Raw genomic sequence first — 12,066 nt, 5'->3', positions numbered from 1 at the left:
GGCATGGTGTTGTTCCTGCGCATTGGTGGTGTTTTGTTTATGTTTTCCGATTTCCTAAACCATAAAACGACCCACGAAACCGAGCTGCGAGACTTTCCCGAGTGGCATGGGGGCATTGAACATTTTGGTTTCTGGGCGATTGAGGTATCAGACGTCGATTGCCTGAAGAAAATAAGCGCTCACCAAGAATATCTTTCCGATAAATTGCATTCTGGCTACTTACGACAGCCTCATATAACTCTGGCTCTGGAGGGGTTGCTGGAGGATGGCGATCGCCTTGGGCCCTCGATAATGCAAAATGTTAAGCGGTTGGAGGCGTGCAATCTGCAGGCTTTCCCCTTGTGGTTAGCCCGCTGCAACAGCTTTTCCACCTGTCCTTATCTGCAGGTTATTGATCCAGATGATAATTTAAACGATATACGTAGATGCTTGAGCAGTGTTCAGCATGCCGGTGACCCAAAAATCTACACGCCACATGTCACCCTTGGCTTTTATAACAAAGCCTACGATACCTTTCGTATCTCAAAGGACTTATCAGAAATACAATCTCCAGATATAGAGTTCATGGTTAATGAGATCGTATTCGCTCAATATAGAACGAATGAAGTGCAAGGGCCTTATCGGGTTGTGCATCGCATAAAATTGGGGGGGTTATGGATTTAGTCATTTTAATCGCTACCGGCTTGCTGGCAGTGGCTACGCTTTTGCCAATATGGCGTCATCCCCATTGGCTCGTAAGGGGAATGGATTTTCCCCGCCTGCAACTGGCGGCCGTTGCCGCACTACTAATCCTGATGCAAGTCTTGCTCCTTGATCATGCCAAGGCTCAGACGTGGCTTCTTGTTAGTGTCACACTGGCTTGTTTTGCTTGGCAGCTGTGGTGGATTCTGCCCTATACGGTTTTCTGGCGAGCAGAAGTTAAAAGAGCAAAGTCCCCCAGCCCCGACCGCAAACTAAGCATCCTTACGGCCAATGTGCTGACCCCAAACAAGCAGGCTGATGCCTTGTTGCGGCTGGTGAATCAACACCAACCGGATGTACTGGTAACGCTGGAGTCTGATGCCTGGTGGCAGGGTCACCTCGATACGCTGCAACAGGACATGCCCTACAGCATAAAATGTCCTCTGGATAACCTTTACGGCATGCATGTGTATTCCCGCTTGCCGCTTGATGAAACTGAAATATCCTACCTCGTGGAAGAGGGTGTCCCGTCAATGCACGCCTTGCTCAAGCTGCGAACGGGAGACCAGGTACGCGTGCATTTTCTTCATCCTACGCCACCAAGCCCCACAGAGAATCCTGAGTCCGCCGAACGGGATGCTGAACTAGTGATTGTTGCCCGAAAAATCGTAGGCAGCGACCAGCCTTTGTTAGTGACCGGGGATCTGAATGATGTGGCCTGGTCAGAAACGACGCGGTTGTTCCGTAAGCTCAGTGGGTTGCTGGACCCGCGGGTGGGGCGAGGCATGTTTAACACGTTCCACGCTAAATACCCTTTCCTGCGCTGGCCATTGGATCACCTGTTCCACAGCCACCACTTCACCCTGATTTCGATTAAACGCTTGCCGTATTTTGGCTCAGATCATTTTGCGCTGTTCACGGAGTTGTCGTTCAGTCCTGTGCGGGGTGAGGATCAAGAGGGGGTGAAGGCCGACGCCGATGACAAGTCCTGGGCTAACTCTATTGCTGACGAACAGGATGTGGATTCGAAGGATGTACCCGCGCCGGGTGAATAGACAATAATACGATCTCTGTTGTTGGTGTGCCCTGAAGGCTTCCGACGCTCGTCATCAGGAGCATTCGAAAGTGGATAAAACCCGAAACATTGATTCCGTTGCTGAGCTGCAAGGCGACCTTGCTCGGAAACACAAGGCCTATGTGCCCACTGAGGCGGAAGCAACCAAAGCGTTGGTTGCTCAGGATTTCGAAACCCTGCATAAAAACGGTTATGTGATTATCGAAGGGTTGCTCAGCGATTCAGAGCTGGAATCAATCCGTGCAGAAGCCTCGCCACTGCTGAATAAACCCGGCCGCAATAATTTTGAGGGCGTGAAAACGCAGCGGGTTTACAATGTTCTGGAACAAACCCGGGTTATTGACTCCCTTGCCGTTCACCCGAGAATTACGGGCCTTCTGAACCGGCTGTTTCAGCCAAATTACCTGCTTAGCCAAGCTCAAATAATCAACATCTTGCCGGGAGAAGCCGCCCAGCCGCTGCATTATGATGATGGCTTCTATCCCATACCCCGCCCACGCAAGCCCCTTGGCGCCGCTACGGTATGGGCGATTGATGAGTTCACAGAAGATAATGGTGCAACGGTACTCATCCCGGAAAGCCATCTGCTTGGACAGGAAGTAGTCACCGATCGCAGTAAGGTGATCCCAGCCGTTATGCCTGCGGGATCGGTTGTGTTCTTTCTGGGTACAACCTGGCACGGCGGCGGCAGCAACCAGTCGGCATCATCCCGCCTTGCGGTTACCTGCCAGTATTGTGAGCCTTGGCTTCGCCCACAGGAAAATTTCTTTCTGGAGTTAAGCCAGGAAACCTTGGCCGCCATTCCCGAACAATTGCTGAGCATGGTTGGTTATTCAATTCATCCGCCTTTTATGGGCATGGTGAATGGTATGCATCCCAAGCGCACATTGAGTGGTAAGGCAAAAGGCAGCTAACGCTGCGCTTTGTCTTATTCCTGCAACAGCCCCGTCATTTTCCTTCCGTATGCTGCCCTCTCGATTTGAGCAGCAACGGAGAGTGAAGCATGAGCAAACAGTTCCTTTACGTGATGATGCTGGCGGCCATCGCCGGCCTCGCCGGGTGTAACAGCGATTCAAACAGCGGCGGTGTTGATTCACCAATAATCAAACCAGACCCGACGCCTGATCCGGAACCAGATCCAGAGCCGGAGCCGGAGCCCAATCCTAAAGTGTTGTTGGAGGAAAACTTTGAAGCCGTGGCCGACGGCAAGCTGCCCGAAGGTTGGGTAGCCATGAGCGGCACGGAGGATATGTTTTACACCAACAATGGCAGCCTGTTTGTAGACGGCCGGGGAAATAACTACACCCCCGTCAGCCTGAAATTGCCCGAGTCGCTTCAGGATAAAAGCAACTACCGCATTGACGTTGTGTTTACGATTCAGGAAGCAAACACCGACACTCGCTGGGTTGGTTTTCAGTATCGCGTAGGCATGGGTGTCGAGCCCTACTATCAAATGGCGATTCGCCAGAAAGCCACTGCTGAAAACGGTACAGAGCATGCGCTACGCAACCAGGGCGAGTGGGCGATTGTAGACAAACAACGGTATTCAGAAAACATTGCATCGGATCAGCTATACACCGCCACAATCGTGGCCCATGGCGATCGGGTTCAGCACTTCCTGAATGGGCAGTTGATGCAGGATTCTGAATTGGACAGCCAGTTTGCCCAAGGGGGCGTGGCTTTCCAGGCGGCCGGTAGTCTTCTTCGGGTTGATGAAGTGACCGTGACCGAGCAATTAACAGCACTGCCGCCATTGTCGCCGATGGCTGAAGTAGCAGAGCTGGATACTGGCGCTTCCATGGCTCCGAGCATTGCTACCGCAGTGCCGACCCTGGCTGAACTGGCGCTAGAGCCGTCCCTCCCGATTTTCTTGAAGCTCGACGACCAGTTGATGCTGACGACCGAAGACGGCGGCAGTTTGGGATATTTGGACAACCTTCTTGAAGGTGAGCAGTTCAACGCGCTGCCGATGTTTTATGTGACCTCTCAGACCGCCGTGGATGCGCTGGTTCCCGTGGTTGAGAAGCATCAGCTGTTCGACATCACCTTGGTATCAAACAGTGCAGAGCTTTTGCGGGATGCACGGGTAAAAATGCCGATGATTCGCGCGGCGATGGATTTCACGGGTGCGGGCCTGACAACGGCTCCGGCAGATCTTTTGCGCATCACGCAGGAAACCAATCGGGCTAAAGCCAAGATTGCGATACTGCCGGCGCCTCTGCTGGATAAAGCCTCTGTGATATACCTTCAGAACCGTCTGGTATCTGTTTGGGGCAGTCTGGTAGCGCCAACCAACGAGCAAACCACTGACGTGCTATTGGCCGGTGTGAATGGCTTGGTGACGGATACACCCGAGCAGGCCCAAGAGTTCCTGGCCAAACTGCCGGAAAACACCCTGTTGAGAAAGCCGCTGATAGTGGGTCACCGAGGTGTGCCATCACTGGTGGCAGAAAACACCGTGGCTGGCGCTGTGAAAGCCGCCGAGTTGGGAGCGGATGCGGTTGAATCCGATATCTACCTTACCAAGGACAACCACATTGTGGTGATACACGACGGCACCGTGGATCGGACCACTGACGGCACAGGGCCAGTTGAGGAAAAAACGCTGGACGAACTGAAAGCACTGACGGTTGAAGGTGCGCACACTATACCGACAATGGATGAATTCTTTGCCGCCTTGAAGCATAAAGAGGTGGTTCACTTCATCGAGATAAAGAGCGGCAAGCTTGAGATAGTGGAGCACTTGAAGCAGGCGATCGATCGCAACGACGTTTGGGACCAGGTTATCGTAATCTCATTCAACTCTGATCAGTTGCTGAAGTTACAAGAAGTAATGCCCGGCATTTCCGGTGGTTTCCTGACGGGCTTTGCGACCGACAGCAATATGACAAAAAACCTACGTCAAATCCTGAAGGCGACGCAGCTGTATTCGTCTACGTTCAACCCTTCCTACAAAAACCTGTCGCCGTCGGTTATGGAGGCGTCCAAGCACCGTGGCACAACCTTCTGGCCCTGGACGTTCCGGGATCAAACCGAAGCAGAAAGCTACTACCTTGCAGGCACCCATGGCATGACGACGGATTACGCCCAGTGGTTTAGCGATTACCCCGTAAGCGTTGAGCCGGTGGTGGGTAACATTAATGTAGCAGCCAATGTTGGCGTGACAGTGGATGTGACCCTGACCACGCAGCTGGGTGAAACTCAGGTGGCTGAAGCAAATCGCTTCATTGTGCTGGCCAGCACAGCGGACTACACCAACGATGGTGCTTCGCTTATGTTTACTGCCCCTGGCACGGCGACCGTTCTTCCCGTGTATGAGTACACGCTGGGCAGCGGAGCGGCTTATCGCGTGATTGGCGCACGGTTGGCAGTAACTATTAACTAAAATGAGTCTTGGGTAGCACCAAGCGTTTTTACTATCTTTAAGGCATGGGGCTTGCGCCCCGTGCCTTTTTTGTTTGGTTTATGGAAGGATTACCAGGCAACCGGCCGCTTTTCCTTTAGTTCTGTGGTCAATTGGCGTTACGCTATTCCTGTGAGGCAAGAGAAAGGGCAGCTAACCAATGGTGAAATTACAGTATGAGCAATGAACAACCGAATAACCCTTTGCATGGCATTACGCTGGAGCAAGTCGTAACACGGCTACAGGAACATTATGGCTGGAATGGGCTGGCCCAACAGGTCAATATCAATTGCTTCAAAAGCGATCCGTCGATCAAGTCATCACTGAAGTTTTTGCGCAAAACCCAGTGGGCCAGAGATAAGGTTGAAGGCCTTTATATATCGACGTTTGTTTGAGTTAGCTGCCCATGCCATTCGCTATCAGGAATATTTCATGTCGAAAAAATTAGTCACGTTTGAGTACGAGAAAGAAACAAAAAACAGTGTGCGCTTCAAGGAAGTACCTGAAGAGGGTACCGCTCCTGTTGTGGGTACTTTGTATGTTCAGAAGTGGTTTGCGGGAAGCAGTAAATCGATTGAGATAACGATCGATAAAAAAGACTAGCTAACGCCCTTTAAACAGCGAACCTAGCAGGCCCCGCAGAAGTCCCCGCGACATCTCCCGCCCCATCGTACGCGCTATGCTTTTCATCAGGGTTTCAAATACGCCCTGGCGATTGGATCGTCGTGGTTGAGCGGGTTTTTTGCCTTTATTGCCAGGTGCCTCGTAAACCCGGTTATTATCAAGGTCAGCCTGCTCCGCTTCTTTCGCGGCCTTGTTCGCACGCTTTTGCAGTATTTCGTGGGCAGACTCCCGGTCTATTACCTCGTCGTAGCGAGGGCCAAACTCACTGGCGCTGAGAATGAGTTTACGTTCTGCAGCCGTTGCTGGCCCCAGACGTGAAGAGGGAGGGCGGATAAGCGTTTGGTCCACGATGGAGGGCGACCCTTTGGCATCGAGGGTGGAGACCAGGGCTTCGCCGACACCGAGTTCTGTTATGACTTTTTCCGTGTCCAGGGCAGGGTTTTGCCTGAACGTTGAGGCGGCAGCGCGAACCGCCTTTTGATCGCGAGTAGTGAAGGCTCTTAGTGCGTGCTGCACCCGGTTCCCGAGCTGCCCAAGTATTTTGTCGGGGATATCGGTAGGGTTTTGTGATACAAAATAGACGCCCACGCCTTTGGAGCGAATTAAACGCACCACCTGTTCGACTTTTTGCAGCAATGCTTTTGGAGCATCCTCAAACAGCAGGTGAGCTTCATCAAAAAAGAATACGAGCTTGGGTTTTTCAGGGTCGCCAACTTCGGGCAACTCTTCAAACAACTCGGCCAATAGCCAGAGCAGAATGGTGGCGTATAGCTGAGGTCTTTCGATCAATTGATCAGCGGCCAGCAAGTTAATGTGCCCGCGCCCTTTCGAATCGCAGCGCATCAAATCGGCCAGCTCCAGTGCCGGCTCGCCAAAGAATTGATCTCCGCCTTGCTGCTCCAGTTGTAACAAGCGGCGTTGTATCGCGCCTACCGACGCTTTGCTGACGTTGCCGTATAACGCCGTGAGCTCCTTCGATTGCTCCGCCACAAAGGTCATCAAAGCGCGCAGATCTTTAAGATCCAGCAAGGCCATGCCGTGGTCATCTGCAAGTTTGAAGGCTATGTTGATCACGCCTTCCTGGGTGTCGTTCAGTTCCAGAAGGCGGGAGAGCAACAGCGGGCCCATATCGGAAATGGTGGCGCGCATGGGGTGCCCTTGTTTGCCAAATACGTCCCAGAATACGGTGGGGAAGCCTTCGAAGTTGTAGGGTTCAAGGCCAATCTGCGCCGCGCGCTTGGAGAGAAATGGCTTGGTAGTGCCGGGTTGTGAAATGCCAGATAAATCGCCTTTCACATCAGCCATAAACACTGGCACACCCTGGGCAGAAAAGCCTTCCGCCAGTATTTGCAGGGTAACCGTTTTGCCAGTGCCCGTTGCCCCGGCAATCAAGCCGTGGCGGTTTGCGCGACGCAACAACAAACTTTGAACATTAGTGCCTTTGCCAATGAATACTGAATCTTCCTGCACCGGTTTTGCCTCTTTTTTGTTATTAGTTGAATTCATCGCCGGCCATGGACAAGGGCAGCCCATAATCTGTTTGCCCGGGAGTGTGCGAGATTTATCAGTATGGTTGAAAAACTGATCAATGGTTAATATGGGTTTGATGAGTCTATCCTCAACTCTAGGTATCAAGCCCATCTAACGTTCTTTACTTGATATCACCGGGTGGTGCGAAGTGAATAGGCCGTATAGCCAGAAGGGAGCGAAGAGTAAGCATTGAAAAACACAGCTAAGTTATCCGATTGCAGGAAATACCGTTTCGCCCTTTGGCGCACCTGGGATGCGTCAAAACCCTATGTAATGTTTGTTGGGCTAAACCCATCCACTGCGGATGAGACAACCGACGATCCAACGCTAACCCGCTGTATGAACTATGCGAAAGCATGGGGGTTTGGTGGTGTGTGCATGGCCAATATTTTTGCGTTTCGTGCCACTGCGCCAAATGATATGAAGGCAGCAGCAGATCCGATAGGCTCTGAGAACAACGAGTGGCTATTAAGGCTGTCTGGCGATGCGGGTTTGGTTGTGGCTGCATGGGGAAATGATGGTTCATTTCTGGGTCGTTCTGAGCAGGTAAAAGAGCTGCTACCGAACCTGCACTGTTTGAAGCTGAACAAGTCAGGTGAGCCGGCGCACCCGCTGTATCAAAAAGCGGATAGAAAACCTGTGCCGATGAGTGTTTAAAAACCGTGATTTCGAGCGGTTCGTCGAGGAGATGTGACTTTGCGCTTGCGAATACTGTCGGATTTGCACGTTGAGTGTTTTCAGGAAGGCCGTGAACTGCCTGAGGTAGCTGCTGATGTGGTTATCCTCGCCGGTGATATTCACCGCACAACGAAAGGCCTTGCTTGGGCGGCAGAGCGGTTTACCGGGCAGGAGATTATCTACGTTGCGGGTAATCACGAGTTCTACGGAACCAGTATGCCAGAGGCCCGTGAAGCATTGCGTGCCGAAGCCCAGCGGCTGGGGATTCACCTGCTTGATAACGATACGGTAGATATTGACGGTGTGCGGTTTCACGGCACCACGCTATGGACAGATTTTGGGCTGTACCAAGGCCAGCCGAACGATGACCCTGTGGGAACCCGGCAGCGCGCACTGGCGTTCATGCCGGATTTTCGAATTATCCAGCAGCCAGCAGGTGAGGTGTTCACGGTTGATGAGAGCCAGAGGTTGCATGCCGAAGCCATCGCCTGGCTTGAGGCAGAATTAAGCCAGCCTGCGCCCGGGCCGCGAGTGGTCGTTAGCCACCATGCACCCTTGCCAGAGTGTATTCCGCCCAAGTACCAGGGCGACTCCTTGTCGCCAGCCTTTGCTTCGAACTTGCGGGCGCTGATGGGGAGGATGGATCTGTGGGTTCACGGCCACGTTCATGAGCCCGTTGATTTGCAGGTAGAAGGTACTCGCGTATTCGCCAATCCGGGCGCTTATCCCAGAGAATACGACCCACCGCTCTTTGCTGCAGATAGAGTTGTTGAGATCTAAGCCGTTTCTCTTGCAGTTCTGTTCCCAATGGTCGCGTTGTATGGTGAGCAGTAAAAGTGCACCCAATGGAGTTGCAGTGATCGCGTTTCGCAAACAATTGCTCATACTATTTGCCGCTGGCTGGGTTTCGACTGCCGGCGCGAATGAAACTTGTCTGGTGTCTGCTCAGTCGGACCTCGAACGCATGTACTGCGAAATTGTCGAGCGCGGTGGCGGTGCAGGGCTGCCTTCAATGGTGGATTTCAAACGCAATGATCCAAAGGTGCAGGCGCTGTTGTTACGGCAACCTGCCAAGCGTTTGAGTCTTACATTGCCCGAGGTTGCGGCCAGGCCTGAGCCTAAACCCAAGCCCGAGCGCAAACCAGAGGCGCCCACACCGCAGCGGGAATTCGCGAAGGAGTCCGTCTCTGAACCGCCGATTGCCCAAGGCTTGGCGGATTGCCGATTGAGCGGTGAGCTGATTCAGTGCCCGAATGCGGCCTATAAGCTGGCGGGCAATCGCTCTCTGGCATCACTGGAAAATGGTGTTCTGGAGCCGGGTAACCGCCTCGGAATCGAGCCGTTCGATGGTGTGCGTAACGATGATGAAGCCGTGCGAGGCTATCTTTCGGCCGCTTATGATCGTTACATCCCCAAAATGCTGGCCATTGGTCTTGGCGCAAACACCATGAGTTTCACGGCATTTCATAACGCCTTTCACACCCTTGAAAGCGGTGGCGTGGATTTCTCCGAGCGTATGGACCAAACCTACGAGTTGCTCAAGCAGGATCGAAAAACTCTGGGCGTGAAAGCCCGTTACCACGATGAACTGCCAGAAAACCTGGCTCAGTGTGTGACCATCGATCGCAGTATCATTGTGTGCGACAACGTCGGGACCAACTGGGTGTTTGTTGGCACAAAGTAGAGGTTGGTTTACAGCTTTTTGTAGCGCCGTTCTGGCCGGCCGATGCTGCCATAGCTGACTTCGGCCACAACGGTGCCTGTGCCGGTCATGTATTCCAGATAGCGCCTGGCAGTTGTGCGGGATGCGCCCATGGCGCTGCCGACTTCTTCCGCGCTCCAGGGCTTGCCGCCTGCAATCAGTTCACGAATCTTATCGAGGGTAATAACATCAATGCCTTTTGGCAGGCGGTGATGGTGATCCTGGTTTGTGTCGCCGGTGTTGCGTGGGAGTAGGGCGTCTACTTCATCCTGCCCCAGGTGTTTTAGTGCCGACAGGCGCGCAAGGTGGTCGCGAAACCGGTTGATGGCTTCTTCCAGCCGTTCAAATACCAGTGGTTTCAGAATGTAATCAAACACGCCGCCGCGCAGGGCTGTGCGTAGTGTTTCCACTTCTTTAGCAGCGGTGATCAGAATGATATCGGTGCTGTTGTCACTGGCGCGAAGCTCCCGCAATAAATCCAATCCGCTGCCGTCGGGAAAATACACGTCCAGCAATATCAGGTCGGGCTGCAGTACCTCAGCCTGTTCCCGGGCATCGGCCAGGGTATGGGCTATGCCGCACAGCTCCACCTGGTCCAGGCGCTGAACAAAGCGGCGTTGGATTTCCGCAATCTGGCGGTCGTCTTCGGCGATCAGCAGTCGGATGGGGGGCACGATGGGCTCCTGCCTGTTGGTTTTTTGGGTAAGTATAGAGTGAAGCGGCTGCCACCAGCCACGCTCAGGTTTTCCACCGTAATCGAGCCGCCCCAGCTATCCAGAAACTTGCGTACCAAATGTAGCCCATATCCGTGTTCATGGCCGGCTTTGCTGGTTACGCCCTTCTCAAAAATCTGGTTTTGCAGTTCGGGCGCCACACCCGGGCCCTGATCTTCCACTTCAAAAATCAGTTCCTGGCCAAGATCTGTCATAGATAACTGCACCCGACCGTTTGCGCCTGTGTGGCGGCGGGTGGCTTCCAGAGCGTTGTCAATCAGGTTGCCCAGCACGCTCACTAACTGATCTCGTGGCAGGTTGTCTGGCAGGTCCGTCATCTGGCTGCCAGGGTCTATGTCCAGGTGCAGGCCCATTTCCCGCGCGCGGTTGTGTTTGCCCAGCAAGCAGCCGGCAATGATCGGGTCTGGCACGGCTTCCAGTAGCAGGTGAATCAGAGCCTGGTGGCTGCTCACTTCGCTGCCGATAAGCCCCAGTGCATCGTCGTAGGCGCCCAATTGGATCAACCCGGCAATGGTGTGCAGTTTGTTGGAGTATTCGTGTGTCTGGCTGCGCAGCGTATCGGCGTACTGTTGAATGTGGGTGAGTTGCTGGCTAACGTGATCCAGCTCGTTGCGCAGGCGGAAGCTGGCCACTACTCCGATAATGTCGTCGCCTTGGCGCATGGGCAGTCTGTTGACCACCATCTGCTTGTTGCGAAGCCATATCTCACGATCGAAATCCGGTATGCCACTGGTTAAAACCGACATCAGGTCGCTTTCCGGGATTATGTCGAGAATGGGCCGGCCGGCTATGGGCGTGTTTTCATCCAGGCCCAGGGTGGTCAAAGCCGCGAGATTGACAGTGGTTATAACGCCATCGCGATTGATGGCGATGATGCCTTCACGCACGGATTGCAGAGTGGCGTCCCGCTCCTGGAACAGGCCGGCAATTTCTTCCGGCTCCAAACCAAAAATTGCACTTTTGAAACGGCTGGCAATCACCACAGCGGCCAGAATACTCACCAACAACACGACGCCCAGAACGCCGTAAAGTATGAAGTTGTAGTGCTGCACAGTGGCCTCAACCTGGGCCACGCTGTACCCCACCGACACTATCCCGATGATGGCGCCGCTGGCGGGGTCAAATACCGGTGCTTTGCCGCGCATGGACTCGCCCAGATTACCCAAGGCCCGGGCGATATAACCCTCACCCTCTACCAGTGCTTGATAGCCGTGATCGCCATCGTCGTCGGCCATTGAGTGACCAATGCGGCTTGGCGAGGGATGAGCCAGGCGGATGGCATCGTGATCGCCAATTACAATAAACAGGGCTTCGTTGGTGGTGGCTAGAGTGTGGGTGAGGGTGTTCAGGTCTTCAATGTTACGTTGCTGAATGCCATCTATAATTGAGGGGCTTGCGGCGATGGTTTTAGCCACCATCAGAGCGCGCTGGCCAATCTCGTTATACAAGGATTCGCTCAGGTAGTAACCGGCAAACAGGCCAATAAACAGGGTTTGTAATGCGCTCAGCAAACCCAGGGTGAGAATCATGCGGGTTTTGAGCTTTGTGCGACGCTTTGCAGGCATAGGCTTCAATCAGATTCGTCTATTGGCGGCAACGTTCAGAGTAAAACACCCTAACCGGGTTTGCCCGTGAACTT

12 protein-coding genes are annotated in these 12,066 nt (G+C 53.4%); 9 read left to right on the top strand and 3 right to left on the bottom strand.

Annotated elements, in window-relative coordinates; translation table 11 throughout:
- The first annotated feature begins 3 nt into the window (after positions 1–3).
- The 6 genes from RG807_RS03365 to RG807_RS03340 all read left to right on the top strand — a co-directional run bounded on the left by RG807_RS03365 (position 4) and on the right by RG807_RS03340 (position 5,762).
- A complete protein-coding gene (locus RG807_RS03365; protein WP_309043620.1) occupies positions 4–663 on the top strand; it encodes a 2'-5' RNA ligase family protein in 660 nt (219 codons plus the stop codon).
- A complete protein-coding gene (locus RG807_RS03360) occupies positions 654–1,736 on the top strand; it encodes an endonuclease/exonuclease/phosphatase family protein (RefSeq protein ID WP_309043619.1) in 1,083 nt (360 codons plus the stop codon). Before RG807_RS03365 ends, RG807_RS03360 begins: the two co-directional genes overlap by 10 nt.
- 70 nt (positions 1,737–1,806) lie before the next feature.
- Positions 1,807–2,670 (top strand): phytanoyl-CoA dioxygenase family protein, encoded by an 864-nt coding sequence (locus RG807_RS03355; RefSeq protein ID WP_309043618.1) that lies wholly within the window; start codon positions 1,807–1,809, stop codon positions 2,668–2,670.
- An 89-nt stretch (positions 2,671–2,759) separates the two neighbouring features.
- Entirely contained in the window at positions 2,760–5,141 is a 2,382-nt protein-coding gene (locus RG807_RS03350; protein WP_309043617.1) for a glycerophosphodiester phosphodiesterase family protein, read from the top strand.
- Between the two features lie 194 nt (positions 5,142–5,335).
- Positions 5,336–5,554 (top strand): VF530 family protein, encoded by a 219-nt coding sequence (locus RG807_RS03345; RefSeq protein ID WP_309043616.1) that lies wholly within the window; start codon positions 5,336–5,338, stop codon positions 5,552–5,554.
- Between the two features lie 37 nt (positions 5,555–5,591).
- On the top strand, positions 5,592–5,762 hold the full coding sequence (locus RG807_RS03340) for a hypothetical protein (protein ID WP_309043615.1): 171 nt from the start codon (positions 5,592–5,594) through the stop codon (positions 5,760–5,762).
- On the opposite strand, the gene RG807_RS03335 is transcribed toward RG807_RS03340, so the two are convergent.
- Complete coding sequence (locus tag RG807_RS03335; protein ID WP_309043614.1) at positions 5,763–7,289, bottom strand: helicase HerA-like domain-containing protein; 1,527 nt, start codon at positions 7,287–7,289, stop codon at positions 5,763–5,765.
- 213 nt (positions 7,290–7,502) lie between these two features.
- Between RG807_RS03335 and RG807_RS03330 the strand changes: the two genes are divergently transcribed.
- The 3 genes from RG807_RS03330 (at position 7,503) to RG807_RS03320 (ending at position 9,675) form a co-directional block, all read left to right on the top strand.
- On the top strand, positions 7,503–7,970 hold the full coding sequence (locus tag RG807_RS03330) for a DUF1643 domain-containing protein (protein ID WP_309043613.1): 468 nt from the start codon (positions 7,503–7,505) through the stop codon (positions 7,968–7,970).
- A gap of 33 nt (positions 7,971–8,003) precedes the next feature.
- Complete coding sequence (locus RG807_RS03325; RefSeq protein ID WP_309043612.1) at positions 8,004–8,771, top strand: metallophosphoesterase; 768 nt, start codon at positions 8,004–8,006, stop codon at positions 8,769–8,771.
- Between the two features lie 76 nt (positions 8,772–8,847).
- A complete protein-coding gene (locus tag RG807_RS03320; protein WP_309043611.1) occupies positions 8,848–9,675 on the top strand; it encodes a hypothetical protein in 828 nt (275 codons plus the stop codon).
- Positions 9,676–9,683: 8 nt separating this feature from the next.
- Here the strand turns inward: RG807_RS03320 and RG807_RS03315 are convergent, their stop codons facing one another.
- Both RG807_RS03315 and RG807_RS03310 read right to left on the bottom strand, forming a co-directional pair.
- A complete protein-coding gene (locus tag RG807_RS03315; RefSeq protein WP_309043609.1) occupies positions 9,684–10,367 on the bottom strand; it encodes a response regulator in 684 nt (227 codons plus the stop codon).
- Complete coding sequence (locus RG807_RS03310) at positions 10,346–11,992, bottom strand: ATP-binding protein (protein ID WP_309043608.1); 1,647 nt, start codon at positions 11,990–11,992, stop codon at positions 10,346–10,348. Before RG807_RS03310 ends, RG807_RS03315 begins: the two co-directional genes overlap by 22 nt.
- Positions 11,993–12,066 lie beyond the last annotated feature (74 nt).

The organism is Marinobacter sediminicola, from assembly GCF_031157525.1.
GTDB classification, from domain to species: domain Bacteria; phylum Pseudomonadota; class Gammaproteobacteria; order Pseudomonadales; family Oleiphilaceae; genus Marinobacter; species Marinobacter sediminicola.
The sequence above is the reverse complement of the archived record's forward strand: the minus strand, read 5'-3'. Positions and strand labels throughout refer to the sequence as shown.